Source organism: Bizionia sp. (assembly GCF_048259285.1).
In the GTDB taxonomy this organism is placed as follows: Bacteria; Bacteroidota; Bacteroidia; order Flavobacteriales; family Flavobacteriaceae; genus Algorimicrobium; species Algorimicrobium hallyeonense.
This window is the reverse complement of record NZ_JBLXHU010000004.1, coordinates 79,326-102,696: the sequence shown is the minus strand read 5'-3', so window position 1 is coordinate 102,696 and position 23,371 is coordinate 79,326. Positions and strand designations below refer to the sequence as shown.

Genomic DNA, 23,371 nt, shown 5'->3' with positions numbered 1-23,371 from the left:
ATAAAATAGTTAGGTCAATTATTCATTAAAGAAACTAATGATATAACAGAGCGACTGTAAGTAAACTTAAAAAGACTTTTATTTAAAACATATGCATTTATACAACTTAAAATCAAAGGAATCGATTAGTGTTCTAAAAGAGAAACCGTTTAAACTAGAAAGAGAAATACAAACACTTTTTGAAAATAATTTAAATGAGTTAATGCATTTGCAATTGGTAAAATCTGAATTTTCCATTAAGAATAAACGTATAGATACTTTAGCTTACGATACACAGTCAAAGGCGTTCATTATCATTGAATATAAAAGAAATAAAAATATTAGCGTAGTAGATCAAGGCTTCACATATTTGAGTTTAATGCTTGAAAATAAGGCAGATTTTATTGTTGAGTATAATGAAACCCTAAAGCAGAATTTAAAACGTACAGATATAGATTGGAGTCAAACAAGAGTAGTTTTTGTTTCAACAGGTTTTACAGAAAATCAAAGAACAGCAACAAATTTTAAAGATATAGCTATTGAGTTATGGGAAGTAAAACGTTATGAAAACAATTTAATTAGTGTAAATCAAATAAAGAAAAGTAAGTCAGCTGAAAGCATTAAACCTATTACATCAAGCAATACACAATTACAGGCAGTAACTAAAGAGATAAAAATATATACCGAAGAATTTCATTTAGATAGCTATCCTGATAAAGTAAGAGAGCTTTATGAAACATATAAAGATGCTATTTTAGCTTTAGCAGATGATATTGAGTTAGAACCTAAAAAACTATATATAGCTTTTAAAAAGGATAAAAACATAGCGGATATTGTAACCCTAAAGAAAGGATTAAAACTATTTATAAATCTACAAAAAGGCAAACTAGAAGACCCTAAAAACCTTATGCGTGACGTATCAAACACTGGTCATTGGGGAAATGGGGATTATGAATTAGTAATAACTAACACTGATAATTTAGAATATATTTTATACTTGATTAAACAAGCTATATAATACTAATACACACAAAATTTTTGTTGCTTGTTGCTACATTTTTCACAGACACAACCCTGTAAGGATTTTTGCCTAAAACAATTAAGAAACAAGGTGTCAACAATTACAAAGTTAGAGATGTTGCAAACATGTTGAGTTGATGTTTTTACTATAAACGCCAGCTAGCATGGCATTATAGCAATTAGTCAACGAATCAACTTAAATTTTCAAACATTCCTTTTGTAAAGGTGTAATGACGCCCTTTATGATTCGTTTCTTCCACAATAGGCTTATTTTGAACAGAATACGAAATATGATATTTTATATACGTACTGTTTTTGGGCTCTATTTTATATAAGCTTCTTATTAGTTCAGATATTTTAAACGAACTGGTTCTAATATTATGTTTTCCCAGTTTATCAACTAAATCACCTACGGAATATTTCAACTCTTCGGTATCGAATTGCAAAAATTCATCAGAAAGGATTTGTTCCAACTCCCTGTTAACAAAAGTTTTATTCCCATTCATCAACACCTCTAAAGCTTGAGTATAAATTTGCTCTTTGGTGAACCACATTCTTGTTTTTCTAGGACACGAAATTTTACGACTATTAATAAAATTAAGGAAATGCGGTATCTCTTCTTTTAATGACTCCAAAAGGTTTGGATTATCTTGAGATAAATCAAATGGTATAATTTTTCGCACCCAATATCTGGTTTCAGAATTATCTATATAAACAAAATTTTCTTCATTGTTTGAACACAGTATAAACTTACCAAAAAAGTTACCTTCTATCTTATCCTTCCCTTTCGCTTCACTTTTATAGGTTTTAGCTGTAGAAAGGTTTTTTAACCGTTCACTATCCTCTCTTTTATCGAGTAACACTTCATCTACTGCAATAATTAATTTTGAAGCCCAATCGGAATTAAACCGACTTCTAAAATCCTCATTATTATTGATGGTCATATTATTTTGAAATATGAACTTCAACCAGTTAATAAAAGTTGTTTTACCCGTATTACGTTCGTTACTTACTAAACATAATACAGGCAATATTTGCGTTGGATTATGCCATAATATGGATAAGTAGTCCAAACCGATTTCATATTGTTCTCCAAAAATGTGTTTTAGAAATTTTTCAGTTTCTACGAAACTTCCTTTAGCAATTTTATGATCTAATTTTTCATATCTATTGTAAAAACCATTAATAACTGGTTGGTAATTGGTGTGGGATGGTATTAAGCAAAAACCATCATACTTTACAATATCTTTTACAAAGTCTCTTCCATGATCCGTTGCTATTTCATTTTTAGACCATGGCACTAACATTTTCATAGTGTCCTGACTATTTAATGGCATTTTCACGTCTTTATAATACGCTGTGCCTATTCTCAAGTATTTTTCTTCCATATTTACACATTTACATTTAAAACAGACAACTTTGAGTAATCGATATTCCCATATTTAGTGGTAAAGAGAAAATTGCAGGTCACGCCATGAGTCGTTTTATCATTCTTACATATTTCTTTTATGCGCTCTTCAATTTGATGTAGCGGTAATCTTGGTTGATAATTAATTACTTCTATTGCTATATTTATTTTAGACATTAAATTATGCAATATTCGTGGCGATAAAGAATTATCAGCATGTGAACATGCACTTAACAAGTCTCTTCGGATGTCTTCCAGTATACTTAAGCCATCTGGCTGGTATGTTTTTATGTTTTTCATTTCTCTATTTATAAATTAGTATTTGTTTAATAGTATCAAAATAGGTTCTTGTTCCATCCATCCTTACTGGTATGTTTTTCACAAGTATCAAATTATTAATACCACCGTTTAAAAGTTTCTGAATATCCCCTTTGGTCGCAGGTTTATTCTCTTCTTTTGTAAATAAACTGGTAGCTAAATTGGTTGCTAAAGTTCCTACAGCAGCATCACCGATTCCAGACCAACTCATTCCCTTTTTTGCAGAATCCTTTTGTGTCTTTTCTTTATCGGGTAAACTCTGTTCAGTCTGTTTTCGTTTATTGAAAGCATTTACTCTACAACTATTACTACAGTATTTCTGTTTGAACCTTCTTTTTGGGGTATATTTAGCACCACAATATTTACAATCGTATGTATATCTATCCATTGTGCGTTAATTTAACGTTAGACTAACGATTAATAAAATTGATTTCGTGAATGATTTAATTCTTAAATTTCTCATTTTCTTAATCTTTTTCCTTTGTTAGACAATAAAGTATCGACGTCAGTTTCAACTTCTTTAATAGTTTTTTGCTTGCCCTGTTTTATCCAGTCTATTATTTCAGATTTGAAAAAATACAAGCGGTTACCTTTCTTATGAAAAGGTATTTCGTTCCGTTGAACATATCCGTAAATTGTGGGTTTAGAAAAACCCGTAATAGGCATAACACCATCCACTTGGATTGGCACTTCCATTTCGGGTTCTAGAGTTGCCTTTTGAAGAAGTAAGGCTCTTAATTCGCTTTGACCTTTTATAAGTTCAGCGACTGCGTTAGGCAGATTTTCAAATTTTAATGTTTTCATAGTACTTGTTTTGAGTTTTACAGGTACTAAGTTAAAAGGTATTTCAATAGCTATTAATAAAAGGTAATAACAAAGGTAAGTGAGGTAATAACAAAAGTAAGTTAGGTAATTATATAAGTGATTTTGGCTTTGTTTTGAAATTATTTTTCACATTTTTAAAATGCCATCCCGTGAAATTTTTAGTCAAAAGTTTAATAAAAAGATCTTGTGTTTGCCCAGTCCCGAAATACTCAAAACAATTGTTTTCATAAAACTGTCTAAATAAATATTGTATTTTAAACTTCTCCCCTTTCGGTGCTTGATTAAATTTTAGTTTTTCTAAATTATCTACACCTAAAAAGGCTCTTTGAATAAAAATTTCAAATTCACCTTTGGTTAAATACGGTTTACCATTTTTGCTTTTGCTGATTGTAAGTATTTTGAAATGCTCTATAGGTATATCCAAAGGCATTGACGCACAAAAAACATTATTCCCCGTTAAAAAGGGTTTAGGATCAATTATATTATTGTTCAATTCTAAAACATCATCTATATCAGGCTCATCATTGGATCTATCTATTAAAGATTCTGTTAATAGCCTTTTCTCATAATATTTCAATTGTTTTTTTAGGAATTTTATTTGAGGTTTAACATGATTATATAATACCCTATCTGTAGATTGCGCAATAACCTTGTGGGTTTGCAATTCTTCAATAAGCTTATTAATTTCCTGTATTGCAGTGCTGGTATCCAACTCAAGTAGAGAATCCCGCAGAATCATTAAAGAATTGGTCAACATTATCTTATCAAATTTATCAGCGTAAAAATCCAACTTACCATTTTTAGCTTCAAAATGCTCAAAAAATTCATTGGTCGCTGAAAGCAGTAAGTCTTTTGAATTAAATGTGTGTCTATTATTTTCTACATAGACAACATATGGAACAACTTTCGCAACAATCTCGTCGTAGGCTTCTTCAAAATATTTTCTACATATAATTTCATCTGAAAGATTACGATCCATACGACAAACATTACATTCTTCTTTCACTTCATTTGGAATTGACATGTGTAATTTTATGAAAATAGAATTTATTCGTTCTTTGTACAACATCTCGCTTCCTAAATACTCTTTAAGTGCATCAACAAACTTTTCGAGCTGTATATCTATATCTGCATCCTTTATAACACCAGCTTCATAGGCTTGATAAAGTTCATCTAAAAAGCTCTTAACCTCTACTTCTGAATAACTATAACGATTATCTAATTTTTTTAGCATTATTGTATATTTAAAAATCCATTATTGAGTTAGCAAATTCCTTTTTGGCTTCATCTTCAAAGCCGTCAAGATAATTTTTAGTTACACTTAAATCACTATGATTTAAGGCTTCACTTATAAACTCTATACTAACACCTTTACGCATTGAATTAGTAGCGAACGAATGTCTTGCCCAGTACGTCGAAATATCGCTTGGTAAATTGTTTCTTTTAGCTAGTCTCTTTAAGTGGTCGTTAACCAAGCGTGTGAAGTTTTTAATTTTCTTGTATTGCGTTTCACTTGTATCATTTTTAGATATGATGTTAAAAACAAAATCATTTTTAATTTTATTACCGTATCGGGATATAATACCATTCGTGAAGTCGGTCAAATATATTATTATTTCAGTTTTTTCGGCAGTCTTGTCAAATGTTTTTGCCCTAAAATATGAGAATCTGTCTTTTTTTATGTCTGAATATTTCAACAAAGCCATATCTTTAAAATTCATACCGTTGCATGAATAACTAAAAAACCAAAAATCTTTAGCCAGTTGTTCATTATCGTTTTCAGCTTTAGCATTAAATAACGTTTTAAGCTGCGTTGAGTTTAAAGCCTTTTTTACCTTCTTGGATTTAGGTATGCTATATTTCTTCTTGCCAAAAGGGTAAATATCATTAATTATATCGCCTTCATCAATGGCATTATTAAAGATCACTCTTAATGTTCGTGTGTAAATCCCAATAGTGGTTATACTTTTACCTTGCAGTAGCATCGTTTTCTCATAATCTTTTAACCAATCAACAGTAATATGATTAAAAGTTAGCTTTTCACCTTGACATTTCTTTTTAGTCTTGCTAAATTCAGCCAAAGAATTAAAAGTGTATTTATAACTTTCAGCTGTTCCAATTTTATCATTTTTCATGTTTTTGCTAATCACAAGATCAAAATGATACTTCACATTATTTTTATCTGACGATTTACGGAAAAATTTAGTTTCAAATTTATCAAAATCAAAAACAGTCATTTCCCTTGCTTCATTTTCTGCTCTTGATAGATAAGCTTGAAGCTTTGTATAAACCTCTTTATTAGAACCACGTAACTTATTACTATTACCGTTTACCCAAATAGTTTCAAATTTATCTTCGGTTAAGTCAACATCTAAAGAATACCATTTTTCTTTTTTTGTCTGCTTTCCATATACTCGCAATTTAACAGGATAAGTTTTATTAGCTTTTTTCCTTCTGACATCTAGCTTAATCGAAATTTTATAGTCATCTATTTTTTTGTTCATAGTAATACCGTTTCTGCAAATATAAACATTTGCAGAATATTTGCAGAAAAAATACATTACTAAACATATAATAGATATTAACACATAACAGCAAAAACCACGTTAATGCTATATAATATCAATAATCAGCTATATTTTGAGTAACTAACAAATAGCTATATACTTGATTACGGCTCAAGAGGTTACTGGTTTGAATCCAGTCGAGGTCACGAAAATTACTTAAATAAGAAAAAAAACGCCAAGCTAGCTTGAGCGTTTTTTTTGTTTTAAGCATGTTTTGAGCGGAGCTTCATTAATGCGCAGCAATTTAAAAAACTTAATTTTTTTTAATACACTTCTGAATTTGAAACCATTACACCGTATAATCCATGTTTTAAGTATTCAAATCAATTTTAAAGTTAAATACCGAATTTATTAGTTCCCTTTTTTTAATTCAATACTCAAATTTGCAAGCATAATAAGCTCGGATTTGTTTTGACCAGAAAAACTAGCGGCTAGTTTACTCGCCATTTTTAATATAGCTTCATTGATAGGTTTTGAGAATAGGTTATTATTCTGCTTTTTATAATCTAAAAATTCATCAAAGCACTTTTGTGCATCGCTTTGTTCTAAATACAATGTATTAAATATTGATATAACGTGGTATTTAAATTCTGTTTCTAAAAAAATATGACTGAAGCTCGAATCATCTAAACATGAAACTAAAGTACCAAACTCTTCTTTAACGATGTTTTTATCGGCAAAAGCTACAGCATAAAACAACTTTCCAAGGTTTTGAAAAAATTCTAAATTTCTTATTTGATTGATATTCATAAACAAAGGTCTTTATCTTTAAATTTAAAGCTTTAAAACGGTTTTATATATGATATAAATCAGTTTGGATACATTAAAAAAAAAACACCTACAATAACTTCTATTTGTAAAGCCTTTTCTTTTTGAAAAACCGCTTATGGCCTACCGAAAAATGACCAAAACGTTCCGTTATTGTGATTGAAGAAAATAAAAGAAGACTTAATAACTACCAAGAAACATTTTGAATACTGATAAAAATCATAGTTTTTTAGCTAATTATTTTTGATATTTATTATGCTATTAATCGGAGGATTAACACTTAATCAAGTGGATTTCCTTAAATGAGGTACCCAAATAAATTTGGGTACCTTTTTTAAATTAACTCCGCACTCAAACCTGCTTCTAAAAGCATTGAGCATCGTGGTTCTAGCTCTTTATAAGAACCTGTTTTTACCGTGCACTGTCCTTTATAATGCACTAAAATAGAACATTGTTCGGCTTGTTCGGCTGTATGATCACAGGCGTAAATTAAAGTATTTATAACGTGATCAAAGGTATTAACATCATCATTATAAAGAATAATTTCGTTTTCCTTTAAAACCTCTTCTTTAAGGAGAACATCTTCTAATGTTTGTTCTTTGGTACTCATAATTTTTAAATTTATCGTTATTTGAAGCCAGCTTCAATTAACGGTTATTCTTTTTCGAATTTTAAAGCAACCCAATCGTTACGTTGTAATGTATCAACGCGTTTAAGGTTCATTTTATTACAAAGTTCTTCAATGACCGGAATATCATCAAAATAAAATCCACTTAAAAATAACAAACCTTTCGCATTTAGGCAAGTAGCATATTCTGGAATGTCCTGAAGCAATATGTTTCTATTGATATTCGCAATAATTATATCGTAAGCTTTATTTTTAAGCAAGCTAACATCGCCTTCGTATACGGAAATTTTATGGCAGTTGTTACGCTCCACATTTTCCACACTATTTAAATAACACCAGTTGTCAATATCTATAGCTTCCAGTTTTTTGGCGCCTTTCATTTCGGCTAAAATAGCCAAAACACCAGTTCCACAGCCCATATCTAAAACGGTTTTATCCGTAAAATCATTTTTAAGAATATGCTGAATCATCATGTGGGTGGTTTCATGATGTCCTGTTCCAAAACTCATTTTGGGTTCGATAATAATATCGTATTTCGTATCGAACTTTTCATGGAAAGGGGCACGAACTGCACAGACATCATCCACAATAATTGGATTGAAATTTCGCTCCCATTCGGCATTCCAATTTACTTGTTCTATTTCGTTGAATTCGAATGTTATTTCAAATTCATCGGAATCTAAAATTTGAATATCTTCTAAAATATCGCTTCGCCATTCGTCTTTCTGAATGTAAGCCGTAACGCCTGTTTCTGTTTCCACAAAACTCTCAAAACCGGCATAGCCTAGTTCGGCTATTAAAATTTCAACAGCTGGTTGCAATGGGGTTACGGTAAAATCGTAACCTATATAAATTGTATTTGACATATATTTTTACTTAAAATGCATTAACAATAGCCATAAAATCGTCGGCATTCAATGCTGCTCCACCAATGAGGCCACCATCTACATCTGGTTTGGAAAATATTTCCTGCGCATTATTAGGTTTCACGCTTCCACCGTATAATATGGAAACTGATTCCGCTACGCTTTGTCCATATTTATTGGTTAAAGTTTTTCTGATAAATGCATGCATATCCTGTGCTTGTTCCGGACTAGCGGTTTCGCCAGTTCCTATTGCCCAAACGGGTTCGTAAGCTAAGACAATAGTTTTAAAAGCATCTGCTTCCAAATGAAACAGCCCATTCTTGATTTGGTTTTCAACAACCGTTTCATGATTATTAGACTTTCTATCTGCTAATTCTTCCCCGAAACAAAAAATTACACGCATATCATTTTTTAAAGCAGCATCAACTTTTTTAGCTAATAAATCATCGGTTTCATTAAAATACGCACGACGCTCACTATGGCCTAAAATTACCGTTTGTATACCAACGCTTTTCAACATACCCGCACTTACCTCTCCTGTATAGGCACCACTTTCTGCAAAGTGCATGTTTTGAGCAACAACTTCAACATCATATTCCCGAAGCGATTCAAAAGCAGACCATAAATTGGTAAAGGATGGTGCTATCATCATTTCTGCTTCAGAGGTTTTTACCTGTCTTTTTAAATTGGTAATTAACAATTCGGTTTGCGACAAATCATTATTCATTTTCCAATTTCCGGCAACTATTTGTTTTCTCATATTCCTATTTTTTTAATGCATTATGCTTCTTTTAAATAATATATTTGACTGGGGTGCTGCTTGACTTTAGTTTAAGCATGATTTTATAAAGTTCTTGTTTTCACAGGGATTCTATTCCAACGCTACTTTTGGATCCAACCACGTATAAATAATATCGACAAAAATATTGATAATTATGAAGATTACCGCAATTATCAATACAGAACCCATTATAACCGGCAAGTCCAGTGTATTTAAAGCATTTACAATTTCTTTACCGAGACCATTCCAACCAAAAATATATTCTACAAAAACAGCACCAGCCAACATAGATGCAAACCATCCAGAAATGGCGGTAACTACAGGATTCAAGGCATTTTTAACGGCATGTTTTCTAATAATTTGATATTCGCTTAAGCCTTTTGCTCTTGCTGTGCGAATAAAATCTTGATTATACACCTCCAACAGTGAATTTCGCATGAGCTGAATAACCACTGCTAACGGCCGAATTCCCAAAACTATAGCTGGAAGTATTAAATTTTTCCATTGAATATGCATGGCTTGTCCATAATCATCTAATTCATAAAGACTGCCTGTCATTTCCAATTTGGTATATTTATGTAATACGAATCCGAAAAACCAAGCGAATAGAATAGCACTAAAAAATGAAGGCACACTCATTCCTACGGTACTCACAATTTGAATGCCTTTATCCAACCATGTATCCTTGTAAATAGCCGAAACCACACCAAGAATAAGCCCTAAAAACAAAGCAATAGTTATGGCGGATACGGCCAATATAGCTGTATTTGGTAAGGTTTCTCCAATCACTTCAGAGACGCGTTTACCTTGCTTGGTAAAGGATTCCCGTAAATAGGGAAGTTTTAAAACGATTGTTGTATTGCCAACAGAAAACAAAGGCGTTGCTGCATACTTTCCGGGTTTTAAAAAGGTATAATCCGCTTCATTTTTAGCGTGAAATGATATAGGCAATAAATCGTTAAGGTAATAAAAATATTGAGTGGTTTTGGGTTTATCAAAACCGTATTTCTGACGGACGGCTTCTACCTGTTCAGCTGATTGGTTTTGACCTAGCATCATTTTAGCGGGATCACCAGGCAATACATTAAACAATAAAAATATAACTGTTACCACCCCGAAAAGCGTCAGTAATGCATACATGATTTTATGTAATAGGTAGCTTATCAGAATTAAATCTCTTTATTTTATTAGTGTTTATCCTTACAGTTTTATTTTCTCAATATCATTCCAATGTGCTTTTTGAACAACGGTTCCTTTTTCTAATTTAACAATACCAGGGCTAGCTCGAACAACTGTTTTTAACGCTTTTTCATCACATAAATAAAAATCGAAATTTAATTTATGTGACGCTTTAAACTGCTCTTTTTCAGCCGCTCCAGATGCTGATAAACCAATTACTGTATAGCCATTTTTAAGGGCTTTATCTGAAAAAGCTTTCAATTTAGCTACACCGTCCGGTTCGGCAGTTGCCAAATTATACATGACAATCATGATGAGCTTGTCTTTTTCTAAATAGTACTCTGTAAGATCTTCATCTTCTGTTTCTATTGAAAAATCGACAACAGGAGGCTCATACCCTGGATCAATTACTTTGGATTCTACACCAACATACTCGCCATCCACAGATGGGTAACTTCCGTCGGTTACAAATATTTCTTCGGCTCCATTTACGTTAAATGTCCAAGTAAATTCTTGAACAGGTTTTGCCGCATTTTCAGGAACCGTCATGCCTTCTTGAATATTAGCCCCAACCTTATAGGCTCTGAAATCTATTGCCGGCAAATGCATTAAAACATAATAAGCAAATGATAAAGAGGCCAAGAAGCTCAATAAAGCAATGGCGGTTGTTATAACGGGTCTTCCAAATAGCGGCTTAATGTATTTGATGCCAACTAATAAAATTAAAATAAAGACTAGCAACACCACATCTTTAGTAAAACTCTCCCATGGCGTTAATTTTAAGGCATCGCCAAAACAACCACAGTCTTTAACTTTATCAAAATATGCGGAATAAAATGTTAGAAATGTAAAAAACACAATCATAGCCAATAAACTATAAATTGTAAATTTAGGTTTGTAACCAATGAGTAAGAAAACGCCTAAAACGACTTCAAAAACAACTACAAGAATTGAAATAATTAATGCGTAAGGTTCTAAAAAAGGGAGATTTAAAACACCTTCGCCAAAATATTCATGCAATTTATATGAAAACCCAAGTGGATCATTCAGTTTAATGAAACCTGAAATGATAAAAAGTACGCCTACAAATATCCGACTAAATGCTACAATGTATTTCATGATACTAAAAATTTAAATTCCCTGTATATGAACAGGATGGTGAAATTTTTGCTATTTTAAACCTAATTAGGTGTTATAATTAATTTTTGGCTACGCCCAAATGAATCATAGCAAAAACGGCATAATTAATCATATCTTGATAATTAGCGTCAATGCCTTCACTTACTAATGTTTTTCCTTGGTTGTTTTCAATTTGTTTAACGCGTAATAGTTTTTGAAGGATTAAATCTGTTAAACTACTCACCCGCATATCACGCCAAGCTTCACCATAATCATGATTTTTATCCATCATAAGTTGTTTGGTAAGAGCCACTTTTTCTGTGTATAATTTTACGGCCTCTTCCGTATCTAAATCAGGTTGTTCTACCACACCTTTTTCAATCTGAATCAATGCCATTACACAGTAATTTACAATGCCTATAAATTCACTCACTTCGCCTTCATCCACTTTCTGAACAGCATTTTGCTGTAAACCGCGAATGCGTTGCGCTTTTATAAAAATCTGATCGGTTAGTGATGGCAAACGTAAAATACGCCATGCGCTACCATAATCTGACATTTTTTTCTCGAAAAGGTTTCTGCAAATAGAAATTACAGCATCATATTCTTGTGATGTATTTGGCATGTGTACTATTGAATTTTGTGTAAATTTCGCTTAAATTGTTTAAAGTTCAAAGTTGAATGATGATTGTTTTTATTTTGACATAAATACCCATCAATTTTAGTCTGAATATCTTAATTTTGTGCTTGACTTTTGAAATTGATTGTGGGAAGATACCACTTTCAAACTATAAACCAGATACCCTGATATGACCATTAACTGCCAAGGAAACCTAATTGATTTAGCTACACCAAAAGTCATGGGAATACTGAATTTAACACCAGACTCTTTCTTTGATGGTGGAAAATATAAAAACGAACACGAGGTGTTTTCTCAAGTGGAAACGATGCTTCACCAAGGCGCAACCTTTATTGATGTTGGTGCCTATAGTTCTAAACCAAATGCTAGTTTTGTAAGTGAAACGGAAGAGTTAAAAAGGATAATTCCAGTAATTCAAGCCCTTGTTACTGAATTTCCAAACGTTTTACTATCTGTTGATACCTTTCGGAGTGAAGTTGCTATGGCAAGTATTTCAGCAGGAGCTGTTATGATAAATGATATTTCGGCTGGTAAGTTGGATAATCAAATGCTGGAAGTTGTGGGTAAACTGCAAGTTCCTTACATTATGATGCACATGCGTGGCACACCACAAACTATGCAAACCTTAACGGAATACGAGGCACTTGTAAAAAACATATTATTTTATTTTTCTGAACGTGTATCCGCGGCAAAAAAACATCAAATTACAGATATTATAATCGATCCTGGTTTTGGTTTTGCTAAAACACGGGAACAAAACTTTACGCTTTTAAATCATTTAGAACATTTTAAAATGCTTGAAAAACTCCTATTAGTAGGTGTTTCAAGAAAGTCTATGATATATAAAACATTAGAAAGCACGGCCAACAACGCCTTGAATGGTACAACTGTGTTGCATACAATTGCCTTGCAAAAAGGCGCCAACATCCTTCGGGTTCATGATGTAAAAGAAGCCATGGAATGCATTAAACTAACAAATGAATTGAATTAAACTTATGAAATATTTTAAATTTTTAATCCCTTTACTTGTCGTTGCTTGTAGTTCTGACAAGGTTATTTTACTCCCTGAAGTACAACAAGCCCACGTTCATGAGGTTTTGGATGTGTCTCCAGCATATTTATTTTACGATTCTACGGCTGTAAATGGGGTAGAGCTAAATAGAAAAAATTTAATCATTTCCACGAATTGGCTAGTAAATGTGGATAAGCGATTGACTTTAAAACAACTGATTCCCGAAATTCAATTTCTTCAAAACAAAAAACGCGGTTCTGAATTACATAAAAACGAAGATGCCAAAAATTATTATTCCTGTAATGATACGCGTATTAAAAATCTAGGTTTTATAGAATTTACAGATGTTTATTATCATTTAAAAGATTCAGTAGCTTCCACAAAAAAAGCTTTTAATGATTTGAAAACGTCTAGTATAAACCTTCAAATAGAATCTTTAAAACTTATCAAGCTTGCAGATTCTGAACAAACACGAAATTTACAGGAATTGGTTTCTGATTTGCAAACGGATTCACTTTTCAAATCAAAACCAGTCGTTCTTCATCTATCTGAATCTTTAACATTTCAAGATTATATTAGTTTGAAATCGGCTTTGATTTCAGTGACTTCCGAAGATTTGATAGTTGATAACAATGAATTTATTTATTAATCTATAATTCTTACATTTACAAAAACACGAGCCTTTGGAAATTTTTGACGACCTATTAAAATTTACCGTTATAGATATTATAGATGTTGTTCTTGTAGCAGCACTACTCTACTACGTTTATAAATTGGTAAAAGGCACAGTTGCTATCAACATTTTTATTGGTATTGTTATAATCTACCTCATTTTTTTGGTTACTGAAACCTTACAAATGAAAATGTTAAGCAAGATTTTGGGTGGTTTTATGAGTGTTGGACTAATTGCTTTAATAGTCGTTTTCCAACAGGAAATTAGAAAGTTTTTACTTATGGTAGGGTCCACTAATTTCAGTAAACGCGGGAAATTTTTTAAGCAATTTAAGTTTTTAAAAACGGAAACTGAAAATGAAACGGATGTGGAAACTATTATTTCGGCCTGTATTAAAATGAGTTCGTCTAAAACGGGAGCTTTAATTGTTTTAGAACACAATAATAATTTGGATTTCCTGACTACCACAGGTGATGCTATGAATATTACGGTAACGCAACCTATTATAGAAAGTATTTTTTTTAAAAATAGTCCGCTTCATGATGGTGCTATTATTATTTCGAATAATATTGTTAAAGCCACTCGTGTTATTTTACCGGTAAACAATGATAAAATTTTACCAAGTCGTTTTGGTTTACGTCACAGAGCTGCAGTAGGAATTACTGAAAAAACAGATGCTTTAGCATTAGCTGTTAGCGAAGAAACGGGTCAAATTGCCTATTTTAAGGATGGTGAGTTTATTAGGTTTGAAGACACGGATGAATTAATTGAATTGATTAGAAAAGACTTAACATAATTCAGAATTAAGCTACCTCTTCTTCTTTAGCAAATTGGACGTCGTGTAAATTTTTGTAATACCCATTCTCTTTTTCTAAAAGTTCAGAATGCGTTCCTTGTTCTACAATTTTTCCAGCGTCCATAACAATAATTTGATCTGCTTTTTTAATTGTTGCCAAACGATGTGCAATAACAATGGATGTTCTGTTTTTGGTTATTTTATCAGTCGCATTTTGAATTAGTTGTTCAGAATAAGAATCTACAGACGATGTAGCCTCATCCAGAACCAATATACTCGGATTGGTTACATAGGCCCGTAAAAACGAAATCAGTTGGCGCTGCCCCGATGATAACATAGCGCCACGTTCCTTCACGTTATAATGGTACCCATTAGGTAAGGTCATAATAAATTCGTGAATCCCGATTGCTTTAGCGGCTTCAATGACATCATCTTCTGTAATACTTGGATTATTTAAAGTAATGTTGCTCAAAATAGTATCCGCAAACAAAAATACATCCTGTAAAACCACGGCAATTTGTTGTCTTAAAGACGCTAATGTGAATTCTTTTATATCGGTACCATCAACTTTAATAACGCCTTTGTTTATCTCATAAAAGCGATTTAATAGATTGATAATGGTTGACTTTCCAGCTCCTGTTGCTCCAACAATAGCAATGGTATCTCCTGCTTTTACATTTAAAGAAATTCCTTTAAGCACTTCTTCATCTGAAACATAACTAAAGTGCACCTTTTCAAATTGAATATCGCCTTTAAAATGAGCGGCAACTTGCGTTCCTGTGTCATCAATTTGCGAGGTGGTTTCTAAAACTTTAAACACACGATTGGCAGCAACCATCCCCATTTGTAGTGTATTAAATTTATCAGCTATTTGGCGCAATGGCCTAAATAACATAGGAATCATCATGATAAATGCTGTTAAATCTCCTAATGTTGCGGTATCATCCACAACGGCATTTAAACCACCATACCAGGCTATTAAACCTATGGTAATAGATGATGATAATTCGGCAATTGGAAAAAATATAGAGTTATACCAAACGGTTTTTAGCCAACCTTGTTTATGACGCTCATTTATTATTTTGAAGTTTTTATATTCTGTGTCTTCTCGCGTAAATAGCTGTAAAATTTTCATACCTGTAACACGCTCTTGAACAAAAGAGTTTAGGTTGGAAACTTCCGTACGCACTTCCTCAAAAGCCTTTTTCATATACTTCTGAAAAATTCGTGTGGCATATAAAACCAAAGGCAGCATTAAAAACACAATAATACTCAACTGCCAATTCATATACACCATTACAGCTGAAACGACTATCATGGTTAACAAATCACGGAAAATCATAAATAAACCTTCGCCAAAAATAGCCGCAATTCGCTCCATATCCGTTACGGCTCTTGTAATTAAAACACCTACCGACGAGTTGTCATAATACTTCATTTTAAAACGAAGCATGTGGTTAAATAGCGTTACCCGAATATCCTTAACAACAGTTTGCCCTAACCAGCTAGCATAAAATATAAACAGCAACTGACTAATAACTTCAAACAATAATAAAGCTGCCATTAATAGAATATAAGGCAGAAACCCTTCCAAGGTTTTCGTGGCTATATTATTATCAATAGCTTGCTGTAAAATATATGGTCTTGCAGCACTTAGAAGTGCTAATAAAATAACCACAAAAAGAACACCTACAAAAACCTTGTTGTAAGGTTTCATGAACTTCACAAGCTTTTTAAGGAGATTGGTATCTAATAATTTATTATCTGTTTTAGTTGCCATTTTTTATCGTCTCTGGATACGAAATATGAATTAAATACAAACCGTGAGCTGGAACGGAATAGCCTGCTTCTTGTCTGTTTTTAGATTGAATAATAGTGTGTAGGTCGGATTCATTAATTTTTCCCAACCCAATATTTATTAAAGTGCCAACAATGGCCCGAACCATATTACGCAAAAACCGATCGGCTTGAATGGTAAAGTGTAATTCATCGTCTACCTGTTCAAAATGCACATTCATAATAGTACAATTATACGTCTTTACATCGGTATTTGTTTTGGAAAAGCATTGAAAATCTTTATAGTTTAATAAACTTTCGGCCGCTGCTTGCATCTTTGGAATATCCAATTTTTGCTTTATAAAATAGGCGCTTTCAAAATTAAAAGCGTTTTTCTCTAAAGCTATTCTATATAAATAGGTTCTACTTGTAGCATGAAAACGCGCATGCGCGTCCGGTGCTACAGGAAATATATGCTGAATAGCTACATCTTTAGGCAATAACGCATTGAGTCTGTAACACAGATTCTCGTTTTCAAAAACAACATCTGTATCAAAATGCGCGAACATGTTTTTGGCATGCACTCCTGCATCGGTTCTTCCGGCTCCCACAATAGGTGTTTCTTGTCCTAATAATGTAGACAACGCTTTTTCAATAACCTCTTGAACTGAAATAGCATTAGGCTGATTTTGCCAGCCATGGTAATCTTTTCCGTTATATGAAAGCGCTATAAAATATCTCAATGGTTTATGCTATTTTTGTAAAACGCAAAGATAGAATTTTAATCGTTCTTGAAATTTCAAATAAAAGTTAAATTAAAAGAGACTCCCATATTCTGGGAAGTAAGCATGACAAAAATACTCCTACTTTCCGATACCCACAGTTATATGGATGATGACGTTTTAAAATACGTAAAACAAGCAGATGAAGTTTGGCATGCTGGTGATATTGGCGACTTAAAAGTTACCGATGCTATTAAAGCGTTAAAACCATTAAAAGCCGTGTATGGCAATATAGATGATGAAAAAGCCCGAATGGAATTCCCATTAGACAACCGCTTTATGTGCGAAGAGGTTGATGTTTGGATAACCCATATTGGTGGTTATCCGAATAAATACAATGTTAGGATTCGGGAGATGATCAAGGAAAATCCGCCACGTATTTTTATTTCAGGTCACTCGCATATTTTAAAAGTCATGCCAGACAAAAAACTCAATTTAATACATATGAATCCTGGTGCCATAGGCAAACACGGTTTTCATCAAGTACGAACCATGTTACGTTTTACAATTGATGGGAAAAAAATTGAAAATTTAGAGGTGATTGAATTTAAGAAATAAAAAAGCCCAAGATCTTCACCTTGGGCTCACGCACTAATACTACTAAGATGAAAGGTTTATCGTAATCGATCTACAGATTTTACAAGATCTTCATCCTTTTTGATGGCCTTATTAGCTAACGCTAATAACACGATAGAAACAATTGGAAGAAAAATCCCAATACCCTTCTCAGAAACAACCGTTTCTCCAGATAAGTTTAGAGACAGATACACAAATAATCCTAGTAAAATAAAGTTTAATATGATGTTCAGTCGTCCCAACATAAATTGCGACTTCCTACTTTTAAATCTTGTTATGGAGATAAGTGATAATGCTGCCGATACAATAAACATAATTACAATATAATTAATATCCATTGCAAACACTTTTACATCTTCTGGCGTGGTCCATAATTCAAACACACCAATTAAACCACCTGAAACTACAGCAGCCAATAATAAATATAAAGTTTGAATTCTTTGAAGCATTAATTATCTAATTTATCCAGAGCAAAAATAGCAGTTTCTTTTAAAATTAAACTAAAAAAAAGAAAATAAAGTTGTATAATTGCAGTAATGATTTGCAACTATCAGAGTTGTAAGGCATTAATTCTTCAAAAAAATAAGATCAATTTTTCTTCGGAATCATTCAACTTAACAACATTAAAATAAAACATTCAATTCAACATCAATGTTTGAAATATCTCAATTAAAAGCAATGAAGCTACCTGAATTACAGGAAATAGCTCAAAAACTGAACGTTCCAAAATATCGTTCATTAAAAAAATTAGATTTAGTTTATCAAATTTTAGACCAACAAGCCGCCAACCCAAAAGCGGTAAAAGAAGTTGTTCCTTCTGAAAAAAAATCGGAAAGCCCAACAGAAAAACCTGTTGAAAAAGCACCTAGAAAACGCGTACAGAAACCTGCTCGCGAAAACAAACCTAGTGCAGAACGTACAAAAGAACCTACGGCTCAAAACAGTGTAAAAGATTCTAGTAAGGACAGTACAAAAGAAAGCAGCACACAAAAACCTGCTCCAGAAAAGTCTAAAACGCCTCAAAAACAAAACAAACCTAACCCGAGACCAAAGTCAAATCAGCCACAGAAACGTGATGACAAAAATGGCAATACGCGCGATGATAAGCAAAAGGATAATCGGACTCAAAACCAGAAACACGACAAAAAGAATAACGGTAATAAAGATACACGGAATCGCTACAGAGAACCCGACTTTGAGTTTGATGCTATTATAGAAAGTGAAGGTGTTTTAGACATTATGCAAGATGGTTACGGTTTTTTACGGTCATCCGATTACAACTATTTATCCTCTCCTGATGATATTTATGTATCCCAATCGCAAATTCGTTTATTTGGTTTAAAAGTAGGAGATACGGTTTTAGGAAATGTAAGACCTCCAAAAGAGGGTGAAAAATATTTTCCACTTATAAAAGTTATTCGCATTAATGGTCAAAGTCCTGAAGTGGTAAGAGACCGCGTTTCTTTTGAGCATTTAACACCGCTATTTCCGCAAGAAAAATTTAATATAGCAGAAAAGCAAAGTACCATTTCAACACGAATCATGGATTTGTTTTCGCCTATTGGAAAAGGTCAACGTGGTATGATTGTATCACAACCTAAGACTGGTAAAACCATGTTATTAAAGGACGTGGCAAATGCCATTGCAGCCAATCACCCAGAGGTTTACCAAATGATTCTTTTAATTGATGAACGTCCAGAAGAAGTAACAGACATGCAACGCAATGTTCGCGGAGAAGTTATTGCCTCTACCTTTGATAAAGAAGCGCATGAACACGTAAAAATTGCTAACATTGTTTTAGAAAAAGCAAAACGTTTGGTAGAATGCGGACATGATGTGGTTATTTTATTAGATTCCATTACACGTTTAGCTCGAGCCTACAACTCGGTACAACCAGCATCTGGTAAAATATTAAGTGGTGGTGTGGATGCTAATGCGCTACACAAACCAAAACGTTTCTTTGGTGCGGCTCGAAATATTGAAAATGGTGGGTCATTAACGATAATTGCTACGGCATTAACAGAAACAGGATCTAAAATGGATGAAGTTATCTTTGAAGAATTTAAAGGTACTGGTAATATGGAGCTACAATTAGATAGAAAAATATCGAATCGTCGTATTTTCCCTGCCATTGATTTAACATCTTCAAGCACGCGTCGTGATGATATTTTATTAGACGAAACAACAATACAAAGAATGTGGGTAATGCGTAAATACTTAGCAGATATGAATCCTGTTGAAGCTATGGAGTTTATCAACGAACGTTTTAAACAAACTAAAAATAATGAGGAGTTTTTAATCTCTATGAATGGTTAAAATCTGCATTACTGAATAATACTAAAAAATGCCTTGAGAAATTCTCAAGGCATTTTTATTTATAAACAAAACTGGATTTAACTTTTCAACTTTAAATTTTCACCATAAAAAAAGCTTCTCACGAAGAGAAGCTTTTAATATATGAACTTTTCCTCTTTACTTATAAAGAAGCTATATGCATAGCTAAACCAGACTTTAAGTTGGCAGCTTTATTAGCATGTATAATATTTTTCTTCGCTAATTTATCAATCATAGACGATACATCAACAAACAATTCTTGAGCTTGCTTCTTATCAGTCGTGTCACGCAATTTTTTAATTGCATTACGCGTTGTCTTATGCTTATATTTATTAACTAAACGTTTAGATTCGTTACTTCTAATTCTCTTTAACGCTGACTTGTGATTTGCCATTTGTTTCTTTTCTTATTAAAAATTGTAGCCCGTAGGGGAATCGAACCCCTCTTACATGGATGAAAACCATGCGTCCTAGCCGATAGACGAACGGGCCATTTTGTTTTTGAGTGTGCAAATATAAATTTTTATATTTAAACTTGCAAGCCTTTTGTTTGACAAAATAACTCACAATGTTTCCATTGCGGATGCAAAAATACAACTATTTTTAAATGTTGCAACAACTATTTGAACTTTTTTAAAAATATTTTCAATTAGTACGCTTTTGCAAACAGCACACGTCGTTTGGATGGCTTACCAGAGTACACACAATCACCACTTTGCGTGTCAACTTCCATAGGAATACATCGAATGGTAGCTTTTGTAATTTCTTTTATTTTTGCTTCGGTTTCTTCTGTACCATCCCAATGAGCCGAAATAAATCCGCCTTTTGTTTCTAAAATAGTTTTGAACGTTTCAAAATCTTCTACTTCTGTGATATGTGAATCTCTATAATTTAATGCTTTTGTATATAATGCCGTTTGGATTTCTTCCATTAAACCTTCTACAGTAGCCGTTAGATTATCTATAGCAATTACTTCTTTAGTTAAGGTATCACGTCTGGCTAGCTCCACAGTTCCATTTTCAAGATCTTTTGGCCCAATAGCTATACGTAATGGTACACCTTGCAATTCGTGCTGTGCAAATTTAGCGCCTGGTCTAAAGGTTGTTCTATCATCAAACTTAACGGTAATACGTTTTGAGCGCAATTCACCCATAATTACATTAACGAGTGTTGTAATTTCTTCTAATTGCTCATCCGTTTTATAAATTGGTACAATTACGACTTGATTTGGCGCTAAGTTAGGTGGTAAAACTAAACCATGGTCGTCACTATGCGTCATAATTAGCGCCCCCATTAATCGGGTTGACACACCCCAAGATGTTGCCCAAACATATTCTTGCTTTCCTTCTTTAGTTGCAAATTTAACATCAAACGCTTTTGCGAAATTCTGTCCTAGAAAGTGAGATGTTCCCGCTTGTAAAGCTTTCCCATCTTGCATTAAAGCTTCAATACAATAGGTTTCAACTGCACCTGCAAAACGTTCGCTATCGGTTTTAATACCTTTTATAACTGGTATAGCCATAAAATTCTCAACAAAGGTTGCATAGACATTATTCATTAATTCTGCTTCCTTAATTGCTTCCGCCTCTGTTGCGTGCGCTGTATGTCCTTCTTGCCATAAAAATTCGGCTGTTCTTAAAAAGAGACGTGTACGCATTTCCCAACGTACAACGTTGGCCCATTGATTTACAAGAATTGGCAAATCTCTATAGGATTGAATCCAACCCTTGTAGGTATTCCAAATAATAGCTTCACTAGTCGGTCTTACAATAAGCTCCTCCTCTAGTTTTGCTTCTGGATCAACACGGAGTTTCCCTGGTTTATCTGGATCGTTTTGCAATCTATAATGAGTAACAATGGCACATTCTTTAGCAAACCCTTCGGCATTTTTCTCTTCGGCTTCAAACAAACTTTTAGGAATAAATAAGGGAAAGTAAGCGTTCTGGTGACCCGTTTCTTTGAACATTCGGTCTAATTCGGCTTGAATCTTTTCCCAGATAGCAAACCCATAAGGTTTAATTACCATACAACCACGTACGGCTGAATTCTCTGCTAAGTCCGCCTTAACAACTAATTCGTTGTACCATTTGGAGTAGTCTTCTTCTCTACTTGTAAGTTTTTTGCTCATATACAGGATTTTGGCACAAATATTGCGACTATGTTAAATATAAGAATAGTTTCGCAAAACTAACTATTTTTGTTATGTTCAACAATAAAATTAAGAGATATGTCCTTTAAAAACTACTTTACAGAAAAAATACCCACAATAGCTATTTTAAGCAGCTTGCTTTTAGTGACGGCTTGTGGTACCTACCAACAAGTGGACGATAGTGATGGAATTTACAGTTCCAGTTCCGTTGAACCAGAAACTTACGTAGAAGCTAATAATGCTAGCAGTACGTATTATGAAAATTATTTTAAAGAAAAATCTTCTGAATTAGAATTATATTCTGAAAATGAAGTTTTTACAGATGTAGATGATTATGAAGGCGAATATGTAGAAAATGATTCATTAGAAGTTGAACGAGAATCATACGCTGGTTGGGGTCAAGAGTCCTCTAGTGTTTCCGTTAATATTTATAATAGCGGTGGTTTTTACAGTCCATACTATTCTCCTTTTGGTTTTGGTTTTGGTTTTGGTTATGGTTATGGTTATGGTAGCTGGGGCTATGGCGGATATTACAGTCCTTGGTACGGCGGTGGCTATGGTTATTACCCACCTTATTATGGTGGATATTACCCCCCTTATTACGGTGGTTACTATCCGCCTTATTACGGAGGTGGTTATTACTACAGAAATAATGTAGCCTATGTAAATGGAAGAAGAGGTTCAGTGTATGCGAACAATTCAAGACGTTATGCAAGTTCTAGATACTATGATTCTGATCGTATTTATAACGCGCAAGCCAGAAGAAGCACCACTAATGGTGACGTTACTAGACGAAGCAGAACGCAATCTACATATTCAACACCTAGAAGTACGCGCTCCAATAATGAGGTTCGCACTCGTACACCTCGAGTGGACGCCAACACACCACGTGTAAGAACAAATACTAACAACACACCTCGTGTTCGTACCAATACGAATAACACACCTCGTGTAAGAACAAATACTAACAACACACCTCGTGTTCGTACCAATACAAATAACACACCTCGTGTAAGAACAAATACAACAACCCAACCAAGAACCAATAATTCCTTTAGTACGCCTAGAAGATCTTCATCGCCTACAATGAGCACTGGCGGAAGTCGCAGTAGTTCAGGTGGTGGTGTACGAAGTTCTGGCGGAAGACGTGGTGGTGGACTGTAAACCATAATTAAA

Annotated in this window: 25 protein-coding genes and 1 tRNA gene; 7 read left to right on the top strand and 19 right to left on the bottom strand. The window is 33.3% G+C overall.

Annotated features, from left to right (window positions below):
• Nucleotides 1-91: 91 nt before the first annotated feature.
• Nucleotides 92-997 carry a DUF5655 domain-containing protein gene (locus ACN0QX_RS03225; protein ID WP_417195518.1) on the top strand — a complete coding sequence of 302 codons (906 nt, stop codon included), beginning with the start codon at nucleotides 92-94 and terminating at the stop codon, nucleotides 995-997.
• A 193-nt stretch (nucleotides 998-1,190) separates the two neighbouring features.
• Here ACN0QX_RS03225 and ACN0QX_RS03220 read toward each other — a convergent pair whose 3' ends face one another.
• From ACN0QX_RS03220 to ACN0QX_RS03160, 13 genes are all read right to left on the bottom strand, one after another.
• The gene (locus ACN0QX_RS03220; protein WP_417195517.1) at nucleotides 1,191-2,387 is read right to left on the bottom strand and encodes a primase-helicase family protein; all 1,197 of its coding nucleotides are present in this window, start codon (nucleotides 2,385-2,387) and stop codon (nucleotides 1,191-1,193) included.
• 2 nt (nucleotides 2,388-2,389) lie between these two features.
• The gene (locus ACN0QX_RS03215; RefSeq protein WP_417195515.1) at nucleotides 2,390-2,707 is read right to left on the bottom strand and encodes a hypothetical protein; all 318 of its coding nucleotides are present in this window, start codon (nucleotides 2,705-2,707) and stop codon (nucleotides 2,390-2,392) included.
• A 4-nt stretch (nucleotides 2,708-2,711) separates the two neighbouring features.
• Nucleotides 2,712-3,113, bottom strand: a complete 402-nt coding sequence (locus ACN0QX_RS03210) for a hypothetical protein (protein WP_417195513.1) — start codon at nucleotides 3,111-3,113, stop codon at nucleotides 2,712-2,714.
• A gap of 71 nt (nucleotides 3,114-3,184) precedes the next feature.
• Nucleotides 3,185-3,529, bottom strand: coding sequence for a helix-turn-helix domain-containing protein (locus tag ACN0QX_RS03205; RefSeq protein WP_417195511.1), 345 nt, complete (start codon nucleotides 3,527-3,529; stop codon nucleotides 3,185-3,187).
• Between the two features lie 109 nt (nucleotides 3,530-3,638).
• Nucleotides 3,639-4,784, bottom strand: a complete 1,146-nt coding sequence (locus ACN0QX_RS03200; RefSeq protein WP_417195509.1) for a hypothetical protein — start codon at nucleotides 4,782-4,784, stop codon at nucleotides 3,639-3,641.
• Nucleotides 4,785-4,794: 10 nt separating this feature from the next.
• Nucleotides 4,795-6,054, bottom strand: a complete 1,260-nt coding sequence (locus ACN0QX_RS03195; protein WP_417195507.1) for a tyrosine-type recombinase/integrase — start codon at nucleotides 6,052-6,054, stop codon at nucleotides 4,795-4,797.
• Nucleotides 6,055-6,468: 414 nt separating this feature from the next.
• Complete coding sequence (locus ACN0QX_RS03190) at nucleotides 6,469-6,867, bottom strand: hypothetical protein (protein ID WP_417195505.1); 399 nt, start codon at nucleotides 6,865-6,867, stop codon at nucleotides 6,469-6,471.
• A 352-nt stretch (nucleotides 6,868-7,219) separates the two neighbouring features.
• Nucleotides 7,220-7,495, bottom strand: a complete 276-nt coding sequence (locus ACN0QX_RS03185; RefSeq protein WP_248398318.1) for an ATP-dependent Clp protease adaptor ClpS — start codon at nucleotides 7,493-7,495, stop codon at nucleotides 7,220-7,222.
• Nucleotides 7,496-7,539: 44 nt separating this feature from the next.
• Nucleotides 7,540-8,379: a 50S ribosomal protein L11 methyltransferase gene (gene prmA / locus ACN0QX_RS03180; protein WP_417195504.1), complete on the bottom strand. Its 840-nt coding sequence runs from the start codon at nucleotides 8,377-8,379 to the stop codon at nucleotides 7,540-7,542.
• 10 nt (nucleotides 8,380-8,389) lie between these two features.
• Complete coding sequence (tpiA, locus tag ACN0QX_RS03175) at nucleotides 8,390-9,139, bottom strand: triose-phosphate isomerase (protein ID WP_417195502.1); 750 nt, start codon at nucleotides 9,137-9,139, stop codon at nucleotides 8,390-8,392.
• A gap of 111 nt (nucleotides 9,140-9,250) precedes the next feature.
• Nucleotides 9,251-10,327, bottom strand: a complete 1,077-nt coding sequence (locus tag ACN0QX_RS03170) for an ABC transporter permease (protein ID WP_248400599.1) — start codon at nucleotides 10,325-10,327, stop codon at nucleotides 9,251-9,253.
• Between the two features lie 33 nt (nucleotides 10,328-10,360).
• Entirely contained in the window at nucleotides 10,361-11,458 is a 1,098-nt protein-coding gene (locus ACN0QX_RS03165) for a BT_3928 family protein (RefSeq protein WP_417195501.1), read from the bottom strand.
• Between the two features lie 79 nt (nucleotides 11,459-11,537).
• Entirely contained in the window at nucleotides 11,538-12,083 is a 546-nt protein-coding gene (locus ACN0QX_RS03160) for a DUF1599 domain-containing protein (RefSeq protein ID WP_248398308.1), read from the bottom strand.
• A 184-nt stretch (nucleotides 12,084-12,267) separates the two neighbouring features.
• Between ACN0QX_RS03160 and folP the strand changes: the two genes are divergently transcribed.
• From folP to ACN0QX_RS03145, 3 genes are read left to right on the top strand one after another with little or no spacing between them, the layout of a single operon-like run.
• On the top strand, nucleotides 12,268-13,089 hold the full coding sequence (gene folP / locus ACN0QX_RS03155; protein ID WP_248398306.1) for a dihydropteroate synthase: 822 nt from the start codon (nucleotides 12,268-12,270) through the stop codon (nucleotides 13,087-13,089).
• Nucleotides 13,090-13,093: 4 nt separating this feature from the next.
• Complete coding sequence (locus ACN0QX_RS03150; RefSeq protein ID WP_248398305.1) at nucleotides 13,094-13,759, top strand: hypothetical protein; 666 nt, start codon at nucleotides 13,094-13,096, stop codon at nucleotides 13,757-13,759.
• Nucleotides 13,760-13,793: 34 nt separating this feature from the next.
• Nucleotides 13,794-14,579: a diadenylate cyclase gene (locus ACN0QX_RS03145; protein WP_248398303.1), complete on the top strand. Its 786-nt coding sequence runs from the start codon at nucleotides 13,794-13,796 to the stop codon at nucleotides 14,577-14,579.
• 7 nt (nucleotides 14,580-14,586) lie between these two features.
• Here ACN0QX_RS03145 and ACN0QX_RS03140 read toward each other — a convergent pair whose 3' ends face one another.
• A complete protein-coding gene (locus ACN0QX_RS03140) occupies nucleotides 14,587-16,359 on the bottom strand; it encodes an ABC transporter ATP-binding protein (protein WP_248398300.1) in 1,773 nt (590 codons plus the stop codon).
• A complete protein-coding gene (gene truA / locus ACN0QX_RS03135; protein WP_248398297.1) occupies nucleotides 16,349-17,098 on the bottom strand; it encodes a tRNA pseudouridine(38-40) synthase TruA in 750 nt (249 codons plus the stop codon). Before truA ends, ACN0QX_RS03140 begins: the two co-directional genes overlap by 11 nt.
• A gap of 105 nt (nucleotides 17,099-17,203) precedes the next feature.
• Here truA and ACN0QX_RS03130 point away from each other — a divergent pair, with 105 nt between their 5' ends.
• Nucleotides 17,204-17,695: a metallophosphoesterase family protein gene (locus ACN0QX_RS03130; protein WP_248400598.1), complete on the top strand. Its 492-nt coding sequence runs from the start codon at nucleotides 17,204-17,206 to the stop codon at nucleotides 17,693-17,695.
• A gap of 56 nt (nucleotides 17,696-17,751) precedes the next feature.
• On the opposite strand, the gene ACN0QX_RS03125 is transcribed toward ACN0QX_RS03130, so the two are convergent.
• Nucleotides 17,752-18,162 carry a DUF4293 domain-containing protein gene (locus tag ACN0QX_RS03125; protein WP_248398294.1) on the bottom strand — a complete coding sequence of 137 codons (411 nt, stop codon included), beginning with the start codon at nucleotides 18,160-18,162 and terminating at the stop codon, nucleotides 17,752-17,754.
• 202 nt (nucleotides 18,163-18,364) lie between these two features.
• Between ACN0QX_RS03125 and rho the strand changes: the two genes are divergently transcribed.
• Entirely contained in the window at nucleotides 18,365-20,029 is a 1,665-nt protein-coding gene (gene rho / locus ACN0QX_RS03120) for a transcription termination factor Rho (RefSeq protein WP_376861477.1), read from the top strand.
• Between the two features lie 160 nt (nucleotides 20,030-20,189).
• On the opposite strand, the gene rpsT is transcribed toward rho, so the two are convergent.
• The 3 genes from rpsT to proS form a co-directional block, all read right to left on the bottom strand.
• Complete coding sequence (gene rpsT, locus ACN0QX_RS03115; RefSeq protein ID WP_248398289.1) at nucleotides 20,190-20,441, bottom strand: 30S ribosomal protein S20; 252 nt, start codon at nucleotides 20,439-20,441, stop codon at nucleotides 20,190-20,192.
• A gap of 25 nt (nucleotides 20,442-20,466) precedes the next feature.
• Nucleotides 20,467-20,538, bottom strand: a tRNA-Glu gene (locus tag ACN0QX_RS03110).
• Nucleotides 20,539-20,695: 157 nt separating this feature from the next.
• A complete protein-coding gene (gene proS, locus ACN0QX_RS03105) occupies nucleotides 20,696-22,174 on the bottom strand; it encodes a proline--tRNA ligase (protein ID WP_376861480.1) in 1,479 nt (492 codons plus the stop codon).
• A gap of 99 nt (nucleotides 22,175-22,273) precedes the next feature.
• On the opposite strand from proS, the gene ACN0QX_RS03100 reads away from it, so the two are divergent.
• Complete coding sequence (locus tag ACN0QX_RS03100) at nucleotides 22,274-23,359, top strand: hypothetical protein (RefSeq protein WP_417195496.1); 1,086 nt, start codon at nucleotides 22,274-22,276, stop codon at nucleotides 23,357-23,359.
• The last annotated feature ends 12 nt before the right edge of the window (nucleotides 23,360-23,371 follow it).